Genomic DNA, 21,567 nt, shown 5'->3' with positions numbered 1-21,567 from the left:
GCTGAGATTGAGCTCGGCAGCTGTTTTTTTATAGGCTTGTAGAATGTTTGGGTTGGACCTTTTGGTCGGGATAGATATGATTAATGGCATTGTTGACAGCGGTAGGAGCTTCGCCCAGACCTGTTGCAATTAAATCAATTTTTCCTTCATAGGAACAGCAATCACCAGCTGCATAGATACCTGGTAGAGAAGTTTCCTGCTTGCTGTTGACCAAAATCTTGTGACGATTGAGCTCCAAGCCCCAATTTTTGAGATTGCCGACAGAAGATTTAAAACCGTAGTTAACAAAGAGATGATCCAGTGGTAGGAGCTGACTTTCGTCTCCCTTGACTTGACTGATTTCCAAGTGGGTAATCTTGCCATTTTTGCCGACCAATCGACTAGGAACGAATGGTGTCTTAATCTCAACACTAGAAGCCTTGAGTTCTTCCACACTGTGTTCTAAAGCTCGGAAGTTGTCCCTGCGATGCACCAAGCTAGTTTCTGCAATTTTTTCAAATGCCAGAGCCCAGTCAACAGCCGAGTCGCCGCCCCCCAGAACAACAACCTTTTGGTCAGCGTACTGGCTGATGTTTGAGACATGATAGTGGAGATTGCTGTAAGCTTCGGCATCGTCTAACTCTAGTGGCCGTGGCTTAAAGGCTCCGCCGCCCATAGCGATAATAATGGTTCTAGTTTCATGCTGACCCTTGGAAGTTTCAATTGTAAAGCCATAATCCTTTTTGACAATATCCAGCACCGTTTCATTGAGGTAAATATCAGTCTGGAAAGTCTCCAGTTGCTCAATCAGACGCTGGGTCAGCTCTTCGCCAGTCAGATTGGTAAAGCCCGGAACATCCAGAATCTTCTTTTCTGGATAGAGAATAGCGGGTTGTCCACCCAGCTGAGGCAGGGAATCAATGATTTTGACGCTGGCTTTTCGCATGTGAGCATAAAAGGCGGCAAAGAGGCCGACTGGCCCGCCACCAACAATGGTGATATCGTAGATTTCAGTCATAATTTTCCTCTATTAATTCTTTCAAAAATAAACTCTTTTTATTGTACCATAAAATGTTTTAAAAAGGTCATGAAGTTTATTCTAAGATGCTCAGTATAATAATGAAGCAAAAAAGGAAGGTTTTCAGAAATCTCCGTTGCTACGATAAAGGGAGAGGCTATATAGCTAAAAAGACTTCTTATTGTGATATGAAGCAGGAGAGTGACAGCTGGACGATAGAATCGAGACTGTGAGCTTTGATTGAACTTTTAAAGAAAGTATCTATAGTAGCGGTTTTCACTATCTTTTCCATTATAATTTCCCCGCAAAGCTAAAAAATTTGGTATAATGTTTTATAAATAGTAAGATAAAGTAAAGATTAGAGTAGGAATTATGGCAAAAATCAAAATTGTAACTGATTCATCTATTACGATTGAACCAGAGCTTGTGAAAGAATTGGACCTAACAATTGTTCCGTTGACTGTAATGGTCGATGGCGTGGTTTATTCAGATACAAACCTGAAAGAAGGGGAGTTTCTGCGTCTCATGCAAACCAGTAAAAATCTACCAAAGACCAGCCAACCTCCCGTTGGAGTTTTTGCAGAGGTTTTTGAGGCTCTTGCTGAAGAAGATGCTCGGATTATTTCTATCCACATGTCCCATGCCCTTTCAGGAACGGTTGAAGCCGCACGGCAAGGTGCGACATTGGCCAATGCTGATGTCACTGTTATTGATAGTTCTTTTACCGATCAAGCTATGAAGTTCCAGGTCGTTGCAGCTGCTAAAATGGCTCAAGCTGGTGCAAGCTTAGAGGAAATTTTACAAAAAATAGCAGAAATTAAGGACAAAACGGAACTCTACATAGGTGTTTCTACCTTAGAAAACCTTGTCAAGGGAGGACGAATTGGTCGCGTTACAGGTTTAATTAGTTCTCTCCTTAATATTCGTGTCGTAATGCAGATGAAAAATCATGGCTTGCAACCAATGGTAAAGGGACGAGGAGCTAAAACTTTTAAAAAATGGCTGGATGATTTAATTGATGTCTTGAGGACTAAGGAAGTAGCTGAAATTGGTATTTCTTACTCAGGGAGCCCTGAATTAGCCAATGAAATGAAAGCAAGTTTACAGCCTTATGTGAAGAAAACGATTTCTGTTTTGGAAACAGGCTCGATCATTCAGACGCATACGGGGGAAAATGCTTGGGCAATATTGGTTCGCTACGAATAAATCAACATTAATTTGGAAAAAAACTGTTTAAGACTTGACCTAAGGGCATTTTTTAGATATGATAATACTTGTTAGGGTGATAAGCCCATAAAAAATTTGGAGGATTTGTTAAATGGCTAACAAACAAGATTTGATTGCAAAAGTAGCAGAAGCTACAGAATTGACAAAGAAAGATTCAGCAGCAGCAGTTGACGCTGTATTTGCAGCAGTTACTGAATTCCTTGCAGCTGGTGAAAAAGTTCAATTGATTGGCTTTGGTAACTTCGAAGTTCGCGAACGTGCAGAACGCAAAGGTCGCAACCCACAAACCAAAGAAGAAATCATCATCCCAGCTTCTAAAGTTCCAGCTTTCAAAGCAGGTAAAGCACTTAAGGATGCTGTAAAATAATCTTAGCGATTAATCAAGTTCATCATTTAATTGATGGGCTTTTTTCTTTTTTCAAAGATCTGTCTATCTAGCTCGTATTGCTTTAAAACCCAAAGGAAATCATTTTTTCAAATGCAGTTTCTAGGCTGATGATGGACGTTAGCTAGGATTATTCTAGGTTTAAAAATAAAACTTTGCATAAGTAGGGAGACATCAAAATAAGCCGAGAGATTGTTTGAGCCCATAGTACAGTGAAAATATCGTAAATAGCTGATCTGATAGTTAAGTCAATCATTAACTGTATTTGGGGCAATAGAAAAAGACGACTTTCTATTTTGAAAATCATCTTAGCTTTAGATTAATGACTTTGATTACAAAATTTCTGTGTAGATCTGATATTTATTCTTAACTTTCGGGGAAATTTTATCATCTGTGACAATCGCATTGATATGGTCTAAACGATAAAATGTATAAAAAGAATAACTATCAAATTTACTATTGTCGGCTACAATGTATCGTTCAATCGCATTGTTTAAAATAATCGCATCTGCGCTTCCTTCTTCCTCATTAGCAGTAGTAACGTTATGTCCGTCAATGCCATTGACCCCAACAAAAGCTTTGGAAACCTTAATTTCTTTTAAAAGTTCAACTGCAAATTGGCCGACGAAAGTTTGAGTCTTCATACGATAACGCCCGCCAATTAAAATAATATCAAAATGTGGATTATCTTTTAATTTATCAAAAATTGGTAGAGAATTCGTAACGATATTAACATTTTTCCCATCAAGATAGTCCCCGATAAGAGCCGTTGTCGTTCCGGAGCCAATAAAAACCGTATCTCCATCGGCGATTAAATCGGCACACTTCTGGGCAATTATCTGCTTTTCCTCAATGTTCAGCATGATTTTATCCGTGTGGGGAACTTCATTGAACCCGTCTTTAACTTTTTTATGAGCACCTCCATGGACCCGAGTCAGTAACCCTTGTTTCTCCAAATCAATCAGATCGCGTCGAATCGTCATATCTGTGACATTCAGCAATTCTTTAAGATTCTTGACAGAAACAACTCCTGTTTGATCAAGTTCCTGCAGAATAATTCTATGTCGACTTTCCTTCATAGACCTGCTCCTTTCCTTCTCATGTTTTCTGTTAATCTTTATTTTATTATACTATACTTTTAAAATATAAACAAAATAATATGAAAGTTTTTTAACAAAAAAGAGTATTTATGTTTTAGTTTGTTTATTTCGAACATGGATTCGGTTTTGTTAAGACTATTCTTCTATAGTATTTTCTAAGTTTTGAGAAGCGAAAACCCCTGCCTGTAAAGGAAGGGGGTGTTTAGCTATAATAGCGGAAGTTTATATAAATATCTATGTCGTTATACACTTGTTTATACTATTCTAAAGTGTAGTTAGCAAGTTACAAAAATATTGTTTACAATACTACATATTGTAATTGTTGTAGACGAAGATAGCATTCTAAATAATTATTTATGCTTTCCTTGTTTGTTAATAATATAAGCTAATTTTTTTTGTCGAGTTTTCTGTTTGAAGAGGGCTTCAGCTGACATGGCTGCTGATTTGTCGGGATGTTCTTCCTGATAAAGTAGAGTAACAGGCAATCGGGCGCGGGTGTACTTGGCTCCCTTGCCGGACTGATGTTTTTTGAGCCGTGCGTCTACATCGGTGGTATATCCTGTGTAGAGGGAGCCGTCTCCGCACTCTAGGACATACATATAGGCTTTATTTTCCATAGTAAATCTCGTGAATTTCTGGTGTATAGCTGCCATCCTGCTCATGAATAAAGAGGGGAGGTAGGACTTTCAGTCCGTCCTGCGATCCGTCCTTGATAGCCTCAATTAAGAGCATATTGGCTTCCCTGCCCTGCTTTGGATAGACAAACTGAATGCGCTTTGGCGCTAAATTGTGAGCTGTCATGGTTGCTAAAATATCTAAAAAGCGATCTGGCCGATGAACCATAGCTAGACGGCCGTTAGACTTGAGCACCCGCTGGGCCATAGCACAGATCTCTTCTAAGTTGGTAGCGACTTCGTGACGAGCTAGAAGATAATGCTCACTGCCATTGAGATTAGAACGCTCATCTACCTTGAAATACGGCGGATTGCAGAGGATGATATCGACCAAGCTACCGGTAATATAACTGCCTAAGTTTTTCAAATCATCATGGATAACCTGCATCTGCTGACTCAGGTTATTCAGTTCAATGGAGCGCTGAGCCATATCTGCCAAACGTTCCTGAATCTCTACAGCTATGATTTGAGCCTTAGTGCGAGTACTGGCAAAAAGGCCAACTGCCCCATTTCCAGCACAGAGATCGACGATTAATCCCCGATTGGGAAGTTTGGGAAAGCGAGAAAGCAGAACGCTGTCAACCGAGTAGCTGAAGACCTCACTATTTTGAATGATTTTAATATCAGTGGAAAAGAGCTGATTAACTCTTTCTCCGTCTTTTAATTTTGATTCTGTCATACCAACATTATAGCATGATTTAGCAAGGATTCCAAAGGAATATGGGAAGTTTTTGAACAATCAAAATAAAAAACACGCGATGGTTCTCGCATGTTTAGATGAGCTTAACGAATAGTTCTTTTGTAACTAGCTATTAATCAAATCTGTATTTCTGCTTAATGGTGCAGACGACGAAGACAAGTCCGAAAATGACCATGAGAATCAGATAGACAGGCAAAGTTGCGGCTGTCAGCGTCGCAATTTCCAAAAGGTGCTGCAGGACAAAGGCAGATAGATAGAAGCCAAAGACAGAAAAAATAATGAGGAGACTGCGCCAGAGGTTGAGTGGCAGGCAGGCCCGGATGACTGACAGGAAGCTGATGCTGCCTAGCAAGTAATAGGTCAGGGTTGCCATTTCTATGTCGCTCCAGCCATGGCTACTGCCCCAGATGCGGACAAATAGCACGCTGAAGACAATCATGAGGGAGCTTGGCAGAGCCAGCTGCAGGGAGCGTTTGAGGAAGTGCTTTTCAACCGGCTTAATATTGCGCTCAAAGGTGAGGACAAAGGGTGGAAAGCCTTCGACAAACTGGTCAATCAAGGTGATTTGAATCGGAATGAATGGGAAAATCAAGAGGTATTCAGATTTTCCTAGCAGGATACTGGCGATACAGATGATAGCCAGGATAAAGGAGTAGATCGTCTTGATGAAGAAAATCGGAGCAATCCGGCCGATGTTGTTAACAACTCGGCGACCTTCAAAAAGAATCTCAGGGACATCGTTAAAGTCGGAGTTAAGAAGAACCAAGTTGGCAATTTGCCGAGTTGCGGGGTCGCCCTCAGCCATGACGATGGAGCAGTCCGCTTCACGCAAGGCTAAAATATCATTAACACCATCTCCCGTCATGGCTGTTGTCCGACCGGCGGCCTTGAGAGTCTGGATGAGTAGCTTCTTCTGATGAGGAGAGACACGGCCGAAGATGGCGGTTTCCTCTGCTTGCTCAACCAGTTCTTGGTCGCTGATTTTAGAGCAGTCGATGTAGCTGTCGTAGTTGGCAAATCCAGCCTGGCTCGCGATATGCGAAACGGTCACAGGATTGTCACCAGAGATGATTTTCAGATCAACATCCTGAGAGCGCAGGTAGTCCAGTGTTTCCGCCGCTCCCTCACGAATAGGATCAGTGATTTCCAGAACAGCTAAAGCGGTCATATCTTCAGGCAGTTGGATGCTGTGTTTGTCTAGCACTTGGTCGCTGTGAGCCAGTACCAAAACCCGCGATCCGCGTTTTTGAGCCTCTCCAACCGCTGCAGGATTGCTGTCCAGCAGCATTTCGGGCGCTCCCAGAAAGATGGTTCCGACACTGGATAAATGCATAGCGCCCCATTTTCGGTCACTAGAAAATGGGATTATATTATCGCTGGTATAGGCATTTTCTAGATGACCATAGCTCTTGCGGATTGCTTGAGCTGTCGGGTTACTATCCTCGCTGGTCTGGATGTAGGCTGCTAAGATTTGACCGACTGTCTCATCAGAAAACTTATCCGACAGGCTATGCAAGGCTTCAACAGTCATCTTACCTTGAGTAATTGTCCCAGTCTTGTCCAGACAGAGAGTATCCACACGAGCCAGAGTTTCAACTGAATACATTTCCTGAACAAGAACCTTACGCATACCTAGCTTAATGACAGCTGTCAGGAGTGATGTGACTGTCAGGAGGGCGATTCCCTTTGGCAGCATACCCAAAAGAGCTGTCGAGCTGGTAATAACTGAGTTTTTGACAGGCAGTCCCTTTATCATCAGAGCTTCAAAGAAGAGAGCCAATCCGAAAGGAATGATAATTTTTCCAGTAAAGCGGGAAATTTTCCCAAGATTATAAAGAATGCGGGAGTTGATCGGTTTGAGGGTTTTAGCCTCGGTCATCAGCTTGTTGGCATAGTTGTCGGCTCCGACATGATGCACCTCAGCATAGATCTGCCCACTAGCCAGAAAGCTACCAGACAGCAGCTCAGCGCCTTCTTCCTTGAGAACCAAGTCACTCTCCCCTGTCAGCATGGCTTCATTGGCTTCGGCAACCCCCTCTACCACACGGGCATCACTTGGAATTTGCTCGCCGGCTGACAGCTTGATCAGGTCGCCCAGCACAATTTCTTCTGGCTGAATTTTGGCTTCCTGACCGTCGCGGATGACTGTGACCAGCTCTCGGCTGACTAGATTGAGCTTGTCAATCATGTGTTTGGCTCGTAGCTCCGTGATAATACCAGTGACGGCGTTAAAGCTGATGACGGCGAAGAAGACCAGATTGCTCCAGGCTTGGACAGAGACCAAGGCCAGAGCTATCACAAAGTTAAGAGCATTAAAAAGGGTGAAAACATTCCGCTTAACGATTTGCCAGTTACTAGTACTGGTGTCACTTGTAAAATCGTTGGTCAAGCCCTGCGAAATCTTTTCATCTACTTGGGGTTGGTTTAAACCAATTAATTCTTTCTTGTTCATGAGATTAATGATACCATTTTTTTATAGAAATAGCTATCAGAATCAGCTGCTACAAGCAAAGTTTGGAAAAATATTGCAGACTCTGGAGCGATAAGGTATAATGGGAAAGAGAACCTAATTGATTTCAAGTACAATCACAGTTTGTAAGAAGGAGAGTTTATGTTTTATACTTATTTGCGAGGCTTGGTGATTTTTATCCTCTGGGCTTTAAATGGCAATGCCCATTATCATAATAAAGAGAAGATTCCTTCGCAAGATGAAAATTATATCTTGGTTGCCCCTCACCGGACATGGTGGGATCCAGTTTATATGGCTTTTGCGACCAAGCCCAAGCAGTTTGTCTTTATGGCTAAGAAAGAACTGTTTGAAAATCGGGTGTTTGGCTGGTGGATTCGCATGTGCGGCGCCTTTCCCATCGATCGGGAAAATCCTGGCCCATCAGCTATCAAGTACCCTGTCAATATGCTGAAAAAGAGCAATCGTTCCCTGATTATGTTCCCGAGCGGCAGCCGCCATTCTACGGATGTCAAGGGAGGAGTGGCAGTGATTGCTAAAATGGCTAAGGTCCGTATCATGCCAGTAGTCTATGCTGGACCGATGAGCCTTAAAGGCTTGGCAGCTGGGGAGCGCGTGGACATGAACTTCGGCAATCCAATTGATATTTCTGACATCAAAAAGATGAACGATGAAGGAGTGGAAGAGGTGGCTCGTCGGATTCAGGCGGAGTTTGACCGCTTGGATGCAGAAGTGGCGTCTTACCAGACAGATAAAAAAACAAATATCTTCTGGCGAATTTTGCGAGCACTAGCCTTTATACCGGCAGCCTTGATTGGCATTCTGACCTTCATTTTCAGTTTCCTTGCAAGCTTTGTCTGGGATCCAGATAAGCATAGAAAATAAGATACTAATCAGCTTGCTGAGCAATCTTGCTTGGGAGCTGATTTTTTTAATAGACTGAGCTATAATATTAGTATATTTTATAAGGAGGATGCTATGTCTATTGCTTTCTTATCTTTTGTAACCTTGTCCCTTTTTATGCTGCACGAGTTTGATGAGATTATCCTGATTCGGCCTTGGATTTCTCAGAATCAAGACCATCAAGACTATCAAAAGGAGATGTTCATTGCTAGGAAAGGGAGTTATCTTTCTGCTGAAAGTATTGCTTTGATGATTGCAGAGGAATTTCTACTGGCTTTTATCCTTTTGTTGCTTGCGATTCTATTTCGCATTTCCGAGCTAACTATGGCTATTGGCTTTTGTCATACCCTCCATCTTCTTGGCCATATCATGCAAGTGTTTCGCTTTCGTCGCTGGGTACCGGGCGGCTTCACAGCTTTGACGACTTTTCCTATATTCATCTTAGTCTTCGTCCTTTATCTAAGTCAGCAGTCAGTTTCTTGGCTCTTGCTTCTGATTCTAAGTGCGCTTGTGATGGCTATTCTTTTGGCAAATCTGGCTTTTTTACATAGCAGATCTCAAAAGTTAGAAGCTTGGATATATAGGATAAGTAAAGCAGACTGATATTGCAGCTCCAATTTTTGTCAGAGGGCTCTCTATCTATACGACTACTTGCAAAATAAAGATTTTAAAATATGACAAGCTGAAAATTTTCACGGCTTGTTTTATTTTTTGAATGTTTTACGAATAAAAAGATAAAGGAGAAAAATATGCTTGAAGAAATAGTTGAAAAATTAAAGGAATACAAGATTTTTGTTGGACTTTCCTTGCTGGGAGTCATCTTTGCTGGATTTTTCTTGCTGAAGGGCAATGCTCAGCCACAGAATCAGGTCAGTGCACTGCCTCAGGAAGTGGTCACATCAGCTTCATCTGAAACCGATGCAGAAAAAAGAAGTGCAAATCAGGAAAAAATGAACTCAGAAAAGGATATAGATTCAGAGGAATCTGAGGAGGAATTAACCGTAGATGTCAAAGGGGCTGTCAAAAATCCTGGAGTTTATCAGTTACAAGCTGGAGCGCGTGTGTATGATGCTTTACAAAAAGCAGGTGGTCTACTGCCAGATGCCGAGTCAAAATCCATAAACCAAGCTCAAAAATTAACAGATGAGGCGGTTGTTTATGTAGCTAGAGTCGGTGAGGAAGGGGCAGATGTGACACAAGCTAGTCAGACGCCCGCTGGAAATGGAGAAACGGCAAAAGGGAAGTCTGGCTTGGTCAATCTCAATACGGCGACCGAAGCTGAACTTCAGACAGTTTCAGGCATCGGTCAAAAGAAAGCGCAAGACATCATCGCTTATCGGGAAGCCAATGGCCAATTTAAGTCAGTAGATGAGCTGAAAAATGTCTCAGGAATCGGTGCTAAAACCTTAGAAAAGTTAAAAGACTATGTCACAGTGGATAAATAAATTTCCCATCAAACCAATCTATTTTTGTCTTTTTCTGGTGTTGACCTACTTTGCAGTTTATACAGGTAGTCTACCAGCTTATCTAGGTTTGGCAGCTATCCTTGTTCGGCTATTTTGGCTTTATTCGACGAAGAGTAGTCTGCTTGTTTTGGTGATCTTGAGTCTTTTTGCAGGATTTTTCCTATTTCGGAGAGAAGTGGCTAATCAAGCCTTTCAAGATGAGCCGAAAACCATTTCTGCCATTGTGATGAAGCCAGATACGATCAAAGTCAATGGGGATTCGCTTTCTTTTCGCGGTCATTCAAATGGCCGGACTTATCAGGCTTTTTATAAAATCCAGTCAGAACAGGAAAAACAAGCTTTTCAAAAGCTGAGCGATCAACTGCTTTTGGAGATTGATGGAGAGCTTAGTTTAGCAGAAGACCAGCGTAATTTTTCAGGCTTTGACTATCGGGCTTATCTGAAAACGCAGGGGGTTTACAGGATTTTGAAGATCAATCAAATCAAGTCCAGTCAGCATTTTAGCAGTCTTAATCCTTGGGATTGGCTGTCGGTCTGGCGTAGAAAAGCCTTGGTTTATATCAAAGAAAACTTTCCTAGTCCCATGAGCCACTATATGACTGGACTCTTGTTTGGTGACTTGGACACAGATTTTGCTGAGATGAATGAACTTTATTCCAGTCTGGGGATTATCCATCTCTTTGCCCTATCTGGCATGCAGGTCGGCTATTTCATGGATGGTTTTCGCCGGATTCTCCTGAGATCTGGTTTAAAAAGGGAAACCGTCGATTGGATTCAGCTTCCTTTTTCCTTCATCTATGCGGGTTTGACGGGCTTTTCGGTATCGGTCGTGAGGAGTTTAGTGCAAAAGTTGCTCTCGCAGTTCGGTGTGACCAAGCTGGACAACTTTGCTTTGACGATTATGCTCTTAGCTATTTTCATGCCCAATTTTCTCTTGACGACGGGTGGCGTTCTTTCCTGTGCCTATGCTTTTGTCATCTCGGTCATGGATTTTGAACATTTACCTCCCGTGCGAAAGGTGTTGGCAGAAAGTCTGACCATTTCACTGGGGATTTTGCCGATTCTGATTTTCTATTTTTCCGAGTTTCAGCCTTGGTCTATTCTGCTGACCTTTCTATTCTCAGTCGTTTTTGATCTTTTCATGCTTCCGGCTCTGACCCTTATCTTTGCTCTGTCGCCTTTTTTGAAAATCACTCAGGTCAATGTCTTATTTGAACTGCTGGAAGAGTTGATTCGTTGGACGGCGTCTATTTCCTCACGGCCAGTGGTTTTTGGCCAGCCATCTATCTGGATGATGCTAGGCCTGCTTGTCACTCTTGGCTTGCTCTATGATTTTCGCAGCCAGAAGAAAGTTTTGGTCCTTCTCAGCTTGGCTCTTGCTCTGCTCTTTTTCCTCACTAAGCATCCTTTGCAAAATGAAATCACCGTCATCGATATTGGGCAGGGAGATAGTATTTTCTTGCGCGACTGGCGGGGGAAATCTGTTCTGATTGATGTAGGTGGTCGAGTGGAGATTGGCAAGAAGGAAGCCTGGCAGAAGCGGGTTTCTTCGACAAATGCAGAAAAGACCTTGATTCCCTACCTGAAAAGTCGGGGAGTGAGTCACTTGGATGTGCTGGTTTTGACCCACACCGATACCGATCATATGGGCGATATGTTGGAAGTAGCTAAGCATTTTTCTATAAAGGAAATTTATGTATCTAAGGGAAGTTTGACCCAGTCGGATTTTGTGGAGAAACTGGAGCGGATGCAGACGAGAGTCCATGCGGTAGAAGTAGGAGATAGCCTTCCAATTTTTGATGGAGCTTTGCAGGTTCTCTATCCTGAGGATACGGGCGACGGTAGCAATGATGACTCTGTCGTTTTGTACGGGAAGTTTTTTGGAACTAGCTTTTTGTTTACGGGAGACTTAGAGGAAAATGGCGAAGCTGCCTTGATGCGGCGTTTTCCGCAACTCAAGGTTGATGTTTTAAAAGCAGGCCACCACGGTTCTAAGGGCTCCTCTAGCCCAGAATTTTTACATCAGCTTCAGCCCCAAATTGCCCTCATTTCTGCGGGTAAGAATAACCGTTACAAGCATCCTCATCAGGAAACTTTGGACAGATTTGAGAACATTCAGACACAGATTTTCCGAACAGATGAGCAAGGAGCCATTCGCTTCAGTGGCTGGGATTCTTGGCAGATTAAGACAGTGCGTTAGAAAATAAGAATACTAACTTATCAAAGTGTTATCAATTGTCTTCTCTTATTTCGGTAAGCTGTGCAACTGTGAGTTTTACCAGTTTCTTATGGGATACAATAAACGAGAAAAGAGCCGTCAATAACGAGAAGCCAGTCAGCTTTACATTTAAAAATGGAAAGGTTGTAACTGTATAGGGTTAAGTTTGAGTCATTTTTGATGTAAAATTTGAAGATTAAAAATATTGAGCTGTATCTGAATTTTAGTGATAGAAGCTAAAATATGGTATAATATCATATAAGTTTGGAGAATAAAATTAGAATTTAGAGACAGTATTGTGAATATTTATAATTGGATTCAGAAAATAATCTTTAATACATACGAAGAATGGCACATGAAAAGCCCTATATATAATAGTAGCGGTTTTCACATTGTGGGAATTGATAATTCGCTAAAGGCTATGCAGGATGGATATATTATGTATACCGAGATATATCCCCCACATGCTATAAATGGCTGTACATCCATGAAGGCAGTCGTCGGAAAAAGCGAAGAAGTTCTGAATTTATATATGGAAATCAATGGTAAAAAATATGCTATTTTTGACTTAAGCTATGGCGATGCAGTGCAGATCATGAGAACTTTCGTGAAAAGATCAGCTCTTCCGGACGAAAAAACATATACAGAAGTTTTGGGAAATGACAATGAGAAGATTAAGGCTTCTTTCACTGAACTATCAGAACTGCTGATAGGAGATTCTAAGTATGCTCAGAGCTTTCTTAAGAGAGTAAAGCCAGAAAATGCAGTAAAAACATTGAGTTTAGGTTTGAAACTTGAAATAAATGAAGACATACTTGACGTGAATGAAGATATTCCGAGATGGAGCAAAGTGATTAATTCTTTATGGGAGGATCATATTTTAGCAGCAATGGATATGGGCAGTGACAGCTATGTATTGATGATCCTTAGTAAAGAAAATTTTAGTAGAGTAAAAGAATTAGCGAGAATAATTTTGCATCGTATAGCCGCTGCTGAAGAGATGTGAAAAATTCTAATTTGCAGAATAAATAAGTTGATAAACATGGTTTCAATGAAGCTTTTATCCAGATTGACGTGAACAGTCTCTCATTCATTTGGCCAACAAACTTGAAGGTTGTATTGATTTATTTATGTAACTGTGCTATTATATAAGTTATAAAAATTATAAAGGAGAATGTTATGTTTGCTGCATATAAAAAGTTCTGGGTTCAATATGCTGATTTTAGCGGTCGTTCAAGCCGTTCTGATTTCTGGTGGGTTGTCCTATGTAATTTTTTAATTACCCTACCATTTTCGTTGATTGCCCTTTTTGGTTTTCTCATTCCGCTTTTTAGTGAAGTTTATTATGCAGGGCTATACAATTATGAACCAGATTTTTCTGGAGCTATGGCTGGCGCTGGTTTTGCTGCGTTCATAATGTTCTTGCTTGCTATCTATGGATTTGCAACTATCGTTCCTAATCTTGCTATCACTGTTCGTCGTCTTCGTGATGCTGGTTTCCATTGGGCATTTATTTTTCTCACTGTAGGACCATCAATAGCTTCCTTCATTCCAGTGTTGAATATCCTAGCTGCTTTAGTCAGCTTACCATGTGGTATTGCCATGATCGTTCTCCTTTGCCAAGCTAGCAAACCAGCTCAGCCAGTTAATGGGGCTCCTTATGGTCAACAAGGATTCCAAGGTCAGCAATTTGGTCAACCACAAAACCAGCAGTTTGGTCAGTCAGGATTCCAAGGCCAGCAATTTGGTCAGCCACAAGCGCCAGTTCAGAATCAACAGTTTGGTCAACCGCAACAACCGGTTCAAAACCAGCAGTTTGGTCAGCTGGGATTCCAAGGCCAGCAAATTGGTCAGCCACAAGCGCCAGTTCAGAATCAACAGTTTGGTCAACCGCAACAACCGGTTCAAAACCAGCAGTTTGGTCAGTCAGGATTCCAGGGACAACCATTTGGTCAGCCGCAAGCACCAGTTGAAAATCAACAGTTTGATCAACCACAACAGCCAATTCAAAATCAACCATTTGGCCAAGCAGTTGAACAGGAAGTTCAGGCAGCAGTTGAATCTGCACCAGACCAATCATTTGTATCCCCATTCCAAGAACAGCAAGAGCCTGTTTCAAATGAAAATGGAACTGAGGAAACATCAGAAAACTAATAAAAAATCAAAGGGGTTGGGATATGATTATCCTAGCCTCAATTTGTTATGGAAAAAACTCTTGATGCGGAGGCGGATTGCTAGAATAGTCCACTGGACTACTTTAGCTTGGAGATGAAATATCCGTAAAAATGTGTCAATAGTATTGCTCTGACAATTTTTAGATTAAAGGGATTGCTTTTGGAGAAAGAATAAATGTTGTTCGTAAACTTTCCTGTAGCAAACTCTAGCTTTATTTGTCGAATCGTGAAAAACAGCAGACTTTCCTGCTGTTTTTTGTTACAATTTAAACATGAGAAAGAATCAAGTAAAAATGAAAAGGGAGTGTCAATGTGTTAGCAATTGAAAAAATCAGAGAAATCACTCCTGCCAATCTTCCGAGTCTAACAATTTTGACAGGAGACGACTTAGGGCAATTTGAGCTGTTAAAAGATGAGTTTCTGAAGCAGATTCAATACGATCCAGCGGATTTGAATGTCACCCTGTTCGATATGAAGGAGGCAACTTATCAAAATGTGGAGCTAGATTTAGTCAGCCTCCCCTTTTTTGCGGATGAAAAGATTATTATTTTAGATCATTTTGCGGATTTAACGACAGCAAAAAAGCGCAATTTATCGGATGATGAGCTCAAATCCTTTGAGCAGTATTTGGAAAATCCAAGCAGCACAACTAGATTGGTGATTTTTGCAGAAGGAAAACTGGACAGCAAGCGCCGGCTAGTCAAGATGCTCAAGCGAGACGGACAGATCTTTGAAGCAGCTGAAATCAAGGAAGCAGATTTACGCCAGTATTTTGCCAAACAGGCGCAGCTTGAAGGTCTGGACTTTGCTCCGAAGGCTTTTGACCACTTGCTCATCAAATCAGGTTTTAACTTCAGTGAAATTAGCAAAAATTTGGCTTTTCTGAAGTCCTATAAGAAATCTGGACAAGTCAGTCTAGAAGATATTGCTGAAGCCATTCCTAAAACCTTGCAGGACAATATTTTTGATTTGACTCAGCTGATTTTACAGAAACAAATTGATGCTGCGCGGAGTTTGGTGCGAGACTTGACCCTGCAGGGCGAGGATGAGATCAAGCTGATTGCCATCATGCTAGGTCAGTTTCGGATGTTTACTCAGGTTAAGATTTTGGCGGACAATGGCCGTTCCGAGAGCCAAATCGTGTCGGATTTATCAGACTATCTAGGCCGCAAGATTAATCCCTTCCAAGTCAAGTTTGCACTCAGAGATGCGCGTGGGCTTAGTCTCATCTTTCTGAAAAAGACCTTGGCCTGCTTGATTGAAATCGATTATCAGATTAAGTCTGGTCTCTATGATAAGGATTACCTTTTTGACCTTGCTTTACTGAAAATTGCAACAGAAAACTTCTGAAAGTCCAGCAAAATTGATAAGCAAAATAGTTGAAAAAAGCAGGTGTTTGCGTTATCATGCTTATAATAATAAAGAAAATGAGGACAAGCAAATGGCAATTATTTTACCAGATCTACCTTATGCATACGACGCTTTGGAACCTTACATCGATGAGGAAACAATGCACCTTCACCATGACAAGCACCATCAAACTTACGTGAATAATGTAAATGTTGCGCTTGAAAAACACCCTGAAATCGGTGAAGATTTGGAAAAACTTTTGGCAGATGTTGAGTCTATTCCGGCTGATATTCGTCAGGCAGTGATTAACAACGGCGGTGGCCATCTGAATCACGCACTTTTCTGGGAATTGATGACAGCGGAAAAGACAGAGCCATCTGCGGAGTTAGCAGCAGCTATTGATGCGACTTTTGGTTCATTTGAAGATTTTAAGACAGCCTTCACAACAGCAGCAACGACTCGTTTCGGTTCTGGCTGGGCTTGGTTGGTAGTCAACCAAGAAGGTGGTCTGGAAGTTGTCTCAACACCTAACCAAGACACACCAATTTCTGATGGTAAAGCACCAATCCTTGGCTTGGATGTCTGGGAGCATGCCTACTATGTCAAGTACCGCAATGTCCGTCCAGACTACATCAAGGCTTTCTTCTCAGTGATTAACTGGAACAAGGTCAACGAGCTCTACGCAGCAGCTAAATAATAGAAATACAAAGCGAATCTCAATGATTCGTTTTTTTCTCTTCCAAATTGCCCTTTATACTTGTTATTTTTGGGATATTTTTTTATAATACTAAAAAATCAGGAGAAATATTTTGAATAAAAACGATATAATGAAATTTGCTGGAATGTTTTTGGCATCCTTCTTGCTTATTTGTGGATTGACTTTATTTTACCAACAAAACCAACAAGTTAAAAAGGCCGTGCCGGAATCTAGTCTAGCAATCACCTCTTCGTCCTCTGGAGAAGAAACAAAAACAAGCACAGAGCCGGCTCCGATTGCTGCAAAGACGCCGGAAGAGAAACAACGGGTGATGGAAGAAGACCTCTCGACCATGGAAGCCTTGGGCTTATCTTACGATTATGCGAATATGACCTTGACACAAGTCATCCAAGCCTACATGGATGAAGTAGGGATTGACCATTCTCAGATTGCTTTTTCATACAAGGATCTGACAAGCGGGCAAACCTATGCTATGAACGATACCCAGCCCATGACAGCCGGCTCCACTTATAAACTGCCTCTCAATATGTTGGTCGTTGATGAGGTGGTTGCAGGCAAATTATCATTGGAAGAGCGTTTTGATATTACGAACACTAGTTACGAATACAAAGGAGAGCATGATAATTATGTAGCAGCCTTCAATGGTGCTATGTCTATTCCAGATATGCAGGAGTATTCGCTGATTTACTCTGAAAATACACCAGCTTATGCTTTGGCAGAGCGATTGGGTGGGATGGATAAGGCTTATAATTTGTTTAAAAAATACGGCCAATCAAAAGCGGAAATCAAGACCATCAGTAAAGAAAATAAAACAACAACGGATTATTATATTCAAGTCCTAGAGTATCTATGGAATAATCAAGAAAAATATAAGGATCTTCTCGATTTCATCGGGGTTTCTTTCCCAAATGAATATTACAAGCGCTATGTTCGCGGCATTACCATTTATCAAAAACCTGGCTATGTCCGTGAGGCACTCAATGTCGATGCGATTGTCATGGAGGAGAAACCTTATATTGTGGCCCTCTATACGGCCTATTTGGGTGGTAGTACGGAGGCTAGTGACGAGATTAGCGGTGTCGGAATTGATCAGGTTGGTCAGCTTGCTTATATCATCAATGAGTGGCATCGGGTTAATATGAACTAATCTAATAGAAATCACAAATCAAATACGCTTTAGATGAAAATCTGGGCGTATTTTTGGTTTTTATTGCAGTAGAGCTTGATGATTTTTAGATTGAAATCTATTTAGAAAAAATTCGAAATAGATTTGACATAAAGAAAGGAAAAATGTATAATCTATTTAGAAAAAAATCTAAACAGTTCAGGAGAAAAAACGATGATTTCCATTCATATCTTGATTGCTATGCTGCTGATTTTAGGGGCAGTCCTTGTTCCTTTGGTTTATTTTAAAAAGACCAAGCACATTTCTCTATTGGTTGTTCTTTTAGGGGGAGTCGGCTTTTATCTGTCTAGTCAGGTTCTGGAAAATATTTTGCACCGTATCGTTTTACAGCCTCAGGCTGATGGAACTATCGCTTTGCAGACGGAAAATCCTTGGCTATATGTTCTTTATGGTATTGCTGCGGCAGCTATTTTGGAAGAAACAGCCCGCTGGGTCATCTTTTACTGGCTGCAGAAGAAGCGCCCACTGACCTTTAGGGATGGTGTGGCCTATGGCTTGGGTCATGGTGGTATTGAGGCTTTGTTTGTTGGTATTGTCAGTCTCTTAAACTTTTGGGTTATAGCTCAAGTAGTAACTCAGGGGAATGCTCAGACGCTGGCTCAAATTCCTCAAGCAATTATTGACAATGTCCGTTCCATGAGCGCTGGCAGTATCTATCTTTTGGCTCTTGAACGGATCTTGGCTATTCTCATCCAAATTCTGCTGACCTTCTGGGTTTGGAAGGCGGTTAAGGAGAAGGCGCCAGTGTATTTTTTAGCCGCTCTGGGACTTCACGCCCTGATTGACTTAGCGCCTGCTCTGGCTCAGGTAGGCTTTCTTCCGCCACTGGCTGTTGAGGCTCTTCTCTTAGTAGAAGTAGTGGCACTAGTCTTTCTGACCAAGAAAATCTTGAAAGTTTACCTGAAAGAAAGGTCTAATTATGGGGATCAGTCAAACGCTTAAAGCCCTAGCTGATCCAGTTCGGAGGGGGATTCTGGAAATGCTCAAGCATGGTCCGAAGTCTGCTGGGGAAATTGCTCAAGCTTTTGAGCTAACCCCTGCGACGGTATCCTACCACCTCTCTCAGCTAAAGAAAGCTGGTCTGCTCATAGAGGAAAAACAGAAGAACTTTATATACTACAGCTTAGATGTCACTGTTTTTGAAGAAATTCTTGTCTGGTTTCAATCTCTTGGAGGAGGAAACGAAAATGAAAAAAAATAGTTTTCAAGAATTAGGCTGGGCGCTTGGACTCATGCTCCTGCCAGTTTTCTATGCCATCTGGAACTATCAAGAATTACCAGATAGCCTAGCGATTCACTTTGATTTATTTGGGGAAGGTGATAGCTTTTTACCTAAGTTCCTGATAATCTCTGCTTTTCCAATTGTCATGATGCTGCTAGAAGTTATGATTTATTGGTCTACTGTTGCTAAAGATATCTTAAATCCCACATTTAAACACCTTATTCGCTGGGTCTTTCCCTTTAGCTTTGTCTTACTCTATATGGCGACTATCTATGGGGGCTTAGACGAGGACTTTGATATCCGTAAAATAGCAACTGTAATCGTTGGTGTGGTTTTTATAATTATGGGAAATTATCTGCCGAAAAAAGTCCAGGCGGATAGAAAACCCATGAATAGAAAGTGGGCACATCTTTTAGTTTTGCTAGGCTTTCTTATTTTTATAATGGCTGTTTTCTGCCTGTAAGCGGATTTATGCTATAATCGTAATAGTATCAAACAAAAAGGTTTATTATGATCAACAAGGAACATTATCAAATTATTAAACAACATCCAGCTTTTGCTAATTTACCTGTGGAGCTTTTCGACAAAATAGCTGTTGAGATTCAATTTCGCAAGATTCCCAAAGGGCAGATTATCTTTTTTTCAGGGGATCGTCGGGAGCGGCTTTTCCTTTTGCATCAGGGTTATGTTCGTATCGAGCAATATGATTCAACGGATACATTTTCCTACATGGACTATATTAAAAAGGACAGTATTTTTCCTTATGGGGGCATGTTTTTTGATGAGCGGTATCATTATACTGCCAGTGCGGTCACTAATGTGGAGTATTTCAGCATTCCCATGGACTTGTTTGAGAATTATTCAAAGAGGAGTGTAGAACAGTTGCTATTTATCACCAAGCGGTTATCGCAGATTTTAGAATTTCAGGAGCTCCGCTTGAGAAATGTTGTATCAGCCAGTGCCACCGATCGTGTTATCCAATCTCTCTCCATTTTATGCATGGATTTATGCAGGGAGGGAGACAGTCTGCCTTTTCCAATCAGTATGAAAGAATTAGCCAAGCTGGGAGCTACAACACGCGAAACAGTCAATCAGGTTCTAAAAAAATTGAGGGAAGAAGGCCAGATTGATTATGAGCATAAGAAACTCACTTTTAAAAAGAAAGAATATTTTATGAAATATTTTGAAGGAAGCTAATCAGTCATTTGATTAGCTTTTTTCAAACATTTTGCTACATTTTAGCCATTTTTCTGATGATATCCTCATATTAAGCGCACATTATTTTTTTGTAAAAAAATATATATTCTTAAAAATAATATAATAGCTACAATATGCAAAGAAAACGCTTAAAAAAAGATAAATATGAAAATGTTTTATAAAAAACACAAAGGATTTGGCATTTACAATGTAAGATTTTTGATGTAAGCCTTTTCAAACAGTGGTAGAATAAGAGACATAAAAGGGATTGGGAAACCAAACCTCAATGAAGAAGGAGGACAGTTGATGTCTACACATCCAATTCATGTTTTCTCAGAAATTGGGAAACTGAAAAAAGTTATGTTGCACCGTCCAGGCAAAGAGTTGGAAAACTTGCTGCCGGACTATCTAGAACGTCTTCTTTTTGATGATATTCCTTTCTTGGAAGATGCTCAAAAAGAACACGACGCTTTTGCTCAAGCACTTCGTGATGAAGGAGTGGAAGTTCTTTATCTTGAAAAGTTGGCTGCTGAGTCACTGACTTCTCCAGAAATTCGTGATCAGTTCATCGAAGAATATCTGGAAGAAGCAAATATTCGTGGTCGTGAAACTAAGAAGGCTATCCGTGAATTGCTTCATGGTATCAAGGATAACCAAGAATTGGTTGAAAAAACAATGGCTGGGGTTCAAAAAGTTGAATTGCCAGAAATTCCTGAAGAAGCTAAAGGTCTGACTGACTTGGTGGAATCAGATTATCCATTTGCGATTGATCCAATGCCAAACTTGTACTTTACTCGTGACCCATTTGCAACAATCGGTAATGCAGTGTCTCTTAACCACATGTTTGCAGATACTCGTAACCGTGAAACTCTTTACGGTAAATACATCTTCAAACACCATCCAGAATACGGTGGTAAGGTTGAGTTGGTTTACAACCGTGAAGAAGATACTCGTATCGAAGGTGGAGATGAGTTAGTTCTTTCTAAAGATGTACTGGCAGTTGGTATTTCTCAACGTACAGACGCAGCTTCTATCGAAAAACTTTTGGTGAACATCTTCAAGAAGAATGTTGGCTTCAAGAAAGTTTTGGCTTTCGAATTTGCTAACAACCGTAAATTCATGCACTTGGATACTGTCTTCACTATGGTAGACTATGACAAGTTCACGATTCACCCAGAAATCGAAGGCGACCTTCGCGTTTACTCAGTTACTTATGAAAATGAAAAACTCAAGATCGTTGAAGAAAAAGGTGACTTGGCTGAACTTCTTGCTCAAAACCTTGGCGTAGAAAAAGTTCATTTGATTCGTTGCGGTGGTGGCAATATCGTAGCAGCTGCGCGTGAACAATGGAATGACGGATCTAACACCTTGACTATCGCTCCTGGTGTGGTAGTGGTTTATGACCGCAATACCGTAACCAACAAGATTTTGGAAGAATACGGGCTTCGCTTGATTAAGATTCGCGGAAGTGAATTGGTTCGGGGCCGTGGTGGACCTCGTTGTATGTCTATGCCATTTGAACGTGAAGAAGTTTAATCCGTGCTCGGCATTCGTCAATAGAAAATCTAATAACTAGAAAGAGG

General features: G+C 41.1%; 21 protein-coding genes. 16 read left to right on the top strand and 5 right to left on the bottom strand.

Annotation, left to right across the window (positions count from 1 at the left end; genetic code table 11):
• Positions 1-28 precede the first annotated feature (28 nt).
• Positions 29-997: an NAD(P)/FAD-dependent oxidoreductase gene (locus AC5FEC_RS01520; protein ID WP_493661069.1), complete on the bottom strand. Its 969-nt coding sequence runs from the start codon at positions 995-997 to the stop codon at positions 29-31.
• Between the two features lie 372 nt (positions 998-1,369).
• Between AC5FEC_RS01520 and AC5FEC_RS01515 the strand changes: the two genes are divergently transcribed.
• Complete coding sequence (locus AC5FEC_RS01515) at positions 1,370-2,203, top strand: DegV family protein (RefSeq protein ID WP_037614455.1); 834 nt, start codon at positions 1,370-1,372, stop codon at positions 2,201-2,203.
• A 112-nt stretch (positions 2,204-2,315) separates the two neighbouring features.
• The gene (locus AC5FEC_RS01510) at positions 2,316-2,591 is read left to right on the top strand and encodes an HU family DNA-binding protein (RefSeq protein ID WP_037614456.1); all 276 of its coding nucleotides are present in this window, start codon (positions 2,316-2,318) and stop codon (positions 2,589-2,591) included.
• A gap of 350 nt (positions 2,592-2,941) precedes the next feature.
• On the opposite strand, the gene AC5FEC_RS01505 is transcribed toward AC5FEC_RS01510, so the two are convergent.
• The 4 genes from AC5FEC_RS01505 to AC5FEC_RS01490 form a co-directional block, all read right to left on the bottom strand.
• A complete protein-coding gene (locus tag AC5FEC_RS01505; protein ID WP_268735629.1) occupies positions 2,942-3,688 on the bottom strand; it encodes a DeoR/GlpR family DNA-binding transcription regulator in 747 nt (248 codons plus the stop codon).
• Positions 3,689-4,059: 371 nt separating this feature from the next.
• Positions 4,060-4,326 carry a GIY-YIG nuclease family protein gene (locus AC5FEC_RS01500; protein ID WP_037614458.1) on the bottom strand — a complete coding sequence of 89 codons (267 nt, stop codon included), beginning with the start codon at positions 4,324-4,326 and terminating at the stop codon, positions 4,060-4,062.
• Positions 4,316-5,062 (bottom strand): tRNA1(Val) (adenine(37)-N6)-methyltransferase, encoded by a 747-nt coding sequence (locus tag AC5FEC_RS01495; RefSeq protein ID WP_493661068.1) that lies wholly within the window; start codon positions 5,060-5,062, stop codon positions 4,316-4,318. The genes AC5FEC_RS01500 and AC5FEC_RS01495 overlap by 11 nt, the downstream gene beginning before the upstream one ends.
• 133 nt (positions 5,063-5,195) lie before the next feature.
• Positions 5,196-7,535 (bottom strand): cation-translocating P-type ATPase, encoded by a 2,340-nt coding sequence (locus AC5FEC_RS01490; RefSeq protein ID WP_493661067.1) that lies wholly within the window; start codon positions 7,533-7,535, stop codon positions 5,196-5,198.
• Positions 7,536-7,694: 159 nt separating this feature from the next.
• Here AC5FEC_RS01490 and AC5FEC_RS01485 point away from each other — a divergent pair, with 159 nt between their 5' ends.
• The 14 genes from AC5FEC_RS01485 (at position 7,695) to arcA (ending at position 21,520) form a co-directional block, all read left to right on the top strand.
• Complete coding sequence (locus AC5FEC_RS01485; RefSeq protein WP_304949312.1) at positions 7,695-8,435, top strand: lysophospholipid acyltransferase family protein; 741 nt, start codon at positions 7,695-7,697, stop codon at positions 8,433-8,435.
• A 72-nt stretch (positions 8,436-8,507) separates the two neighbouring features.
• Entirely contained in the window at positions 8,508-9,056 is a 549-nt protein-coding gene (locus AC5FEC_RS01480) for an HXXEE domain-containing protein (RefSeq protein WP_493661078.1), read from the top strand.
• Positions 9,057-9,202: 146 nt separating this feature from the next.
• The gene (locus AC5FEC_RS01475) at positions 9,203-9,898 is read left to right on the top strand and encodes a helix-hairpin-helix domain-containing protein (protein WP_493661066.1); all 696 of its coding nucleotides are present in this window, start codon (positions 9,203-9,205) and stop codon (positions 9,896-9,898) included.
• Positions 9,879-12,119 (top strand): DNA internalization-related competence protein ComEC/Rec2, encoded by a 2,241-nt coding sequence (locus AC5FEC_RS01470; RefSeq protein ID WP_493661065.1) that lies wholly within the window; start codon positions 9,879-9,881, stop codon positions 12,117-12,119. The genes AC5FEC_RS01475 and AC5FEC_RS01470 overlap by 20 nt, the downstream gene beginning before the upstream one ends.
• 316 nt (positions 12,120-12,435) lie before the next feature.
• On the top strand, positions 12,436-13,143 hold the full coding sequence (locus tag AC5FEC_RS01465; protein ID WP_493661064.1) for a DUF6630 family protein: 708 nt from the start codon (positions 12,436-12,438) through the stop codon (positions 13,141-13,143).
• A 173-nt stretch (positions 13,144-13,316) separates the two neighbouring features.
• Complete coding sequence (locus AC5FEC_RS01460) at positions 13,317-14,291, top strand: DUF805 domain-containing protein (RefSeq protein WP_493661063.1); 975 nt, start codon at positions 13,317-13,319, stop codon at positions 14,289-14,291.
• A 332-nt stretch (positions 14,292-14,623) separates the two neighbouring features.
• Positions 14,624-15,661, top strand: a complete 1,038-nt coding sequence (gene holA, locus AC5FEC_RS01455; RefSeq protein ID WP_493661062.1) for a DNA polymerase III subunit delta — start codon at positions 14,624-14,626, stop codon at positions 15,659-15,661.
• A gap of 91 nt (positions 15,662-15,752) precedes the next feature.
• Complete coding sequence (locus AC5FEC_RS01450) at positions 15,753-16,358, top strand: superoxide dismutase (protein WP_493661061.1); 606 nt, start codon at positions 15,753-15,755, stop codon at positions 16,356-16,358.
• A gap of 112 nt (positions 16,359-16,470) precedes the next feature.
• Positions 16,471-17,526: a serine hydrolase gene (locus tag AC5FEC_RS01445; protein WP_493661060.1), complete on the top strand. Its 1,056-nt coding sequence runs from the start codon at positions 16,471-16,473 to the stop codon at positions 17,524-17,526.
• 192 nt (positions 17,527-17,718) lie between these two features.
• The gene (locus AC5FEC_RS01440; protein WP_493661059.1) at positions 17,719-18,507 is read left to right on the top strand and encodes a YhfC family intramembrane metalloprotease; all 789 of its coding nucleotides are present in this window, start codon (positions 17,719-17,721) and stop codon (positions 18,505-18,507) included.
• Positions 18,485-18,766, top strand: coding sequence for an autorepressor SdpR family transcription factor (locus tag AC5FEC_RS01435; RefSeq protein ID WP_002896078.1), 282 nt, complete (start codon positions 18,485-18,487; stop codon positions 18,764-18,766). Before AC5FEC_RS01440 ends, AC5FEC_RS01435 begins: the two co-directional genes overlap by 23 nt.
• On the top strand, positions 18,753-19,250 hold the full coding sequence (locus AC5FEC_RS01430; protein ID WP_493661058.1) for a DUF1648 domain-containing protein: 498 nt from the start codon (positions 18,753-18,755) through the stop codon (positions 19,248-19,250). Before AC5FEC_RS01435 ends, AC5FEC_RS01430 begins: the two co-directional genes overlap by 14 nt.
• Before the next feature lie 47 nt (positions 19,251-19,297).
• On the top strand, positions 19,298-19,984 hold the full coding sequence (locus tag AC5FEC_RS01425) for a Crp/Fnr family transcriptional regulator (RefSeq protein WP_062198765.1): 687 nt from the start codon (positions 19,298-19,300) through the stop codon (positions 19,982-19,984).
• Between the two features lie 306 nt (positions 19,985-20,290).
• Positions 20,291-21,520: an arginine deiminase gene (arcA, locus tag AC5FEC_RS01420; RefSeq protein WP_493661057.1), complete on the top strand. Its 1,230-nt coding sequence runs from the start codon at positions 20,291-20,293 to the stop codon at positions 21,518-21,520.
• The last annotated feature ends 47 nt before the right edge of the window (positions 21,521-21,567 follow it).

It is taken from the genome of Streptococcus sp. STC1396 (genome assembly GCF_058933875.1).
This window is presented reverse-complemented; position numbering and strand designations above follow the sequence as displayed.

Excerpts from the sequence above, each read along its gene's own strand:
- AC5FEC_RS01520 (WP_493661069.1), bottom strand. The coding sequence starts at position 997 with ATGACTGAAATCTACGATATCACCATTGTTGGTGGCGGGCCAGTCGGC.
- AC5FEC_RS01515 (WP_037614455.1), top strand. The coding sequence starts at position 1,370 with ATGGCAAAAATCAAAATTGTAACTGATTCATCTATTACGATTGAACCA.
- AC5FEC_RS01510 (WP_037614456.1), top strand. The coding sequence starts at position 2,316 with ATGGCTAACAAACAAGATTTGATTGCAAAAGTAGCAGAAGCTACAGAA.
- AC5FEC_RS01505 (WP_268735629.1), bottom strand. The coding sequence starts at position 3,688 with ATGAAGGAAAGTCGACATAGAATTATTCTGCAGGAACTTGATCAAACA.
- AC5FEC_RS01500 (WP_037614458.1), bottom strand. The coding sequence starts at position 4,326 with ATGGAAAATAAAGCCTATATGTATGTCCTAGAGTGCGGAGACGGCTCC.
- AC5FEC_RS01495 (WP_493661068.1), bottom strand. The coding sequence starts at position 5,062 with ATGACAGAATCAAAATTAAAAGACGGAGAAAGAGTTAATCAGCTCTTT.
- AC5FEC_RS01490 (WP_493661067.1), bottom strand. The coding sequence starts at position 7,535 with ATGAACAAGAAAGAATTAATTGGTTTAAACCAACCCCAAGTAGATGAA.
- AC5FEC_RS01485 (WP_304949312.1), top strand. The coding sequence starts at position 7,695 with ATGTTTTATACTTATTTGCGAGGCTTGGTGATTTTTATCCTCTGGGCT.
- AC5FEC_RS01475 (WP_493661066.1), top strand. The coding sequence starts at position 9,203 with ATGCTTGAAGAAATAGTTGAAAAATTAAAGGAATACAAGATTTTTGTT.
- AC5FEC_RS01470 (WP_493661065.1), top strand. The coding sequence starts at position 9,879 with ATGTCACAGTGGATAAATAAATTTCCCATCAAACCAATCTATTTTTGT.
- AC5FEC_RS01460 (WP_493661063.1), top strand. The coding sequence starts at position 13,317 with ATGTTTGCTGCATATAAAAAGTTCTGGGTTCAATATGCTGATTTTAGC.
- AC5FEC_RS01450 (WP_493661061.1), top strand. The coding sequence starts at position 15,753 with ATGGCAATTATTTTACCAGATCTACCTTATGCATACGACGCTTTGGAA.
- AC5FEC_RS01440 (WP_493661059.1), top strand. The coding sequence starts at position 17,719 with ATGATTTCCATTCATATCTTGATTGCTATGCTGCTGATTTTAGGGGCA.
- AC5FEC_RS01435 (WP_002896078.1), top strand. The coding sequence starts at position 18,485 with ATGGGGATCAGTCAAACGCTTAAAGCCCTAGCTGATCCAGTTCGGAGG.
- AC5FEC_RS01430 (WP_493661058.1), top strand. The coding sequence starts at position 18,753 with ATGAAAAAAAATAGTTTTCAAGAATTAGGCTGGGCGCTTGGACTCATG.
- AC5FEC_RS01425 (WP_062198765.1), top strand. The coding sequence starts at position 19,298 with ATGATCAACAAGGAACATTATCAAATTATTAAACAACATCCAGCTTTT.
- arcA (WP_493661057.1), top strand. The coding sequence starts at position 20,291 with ATGTCTACACATCCAATTCATGTTTTCTCAGAAATTGGGAAACTGAAA.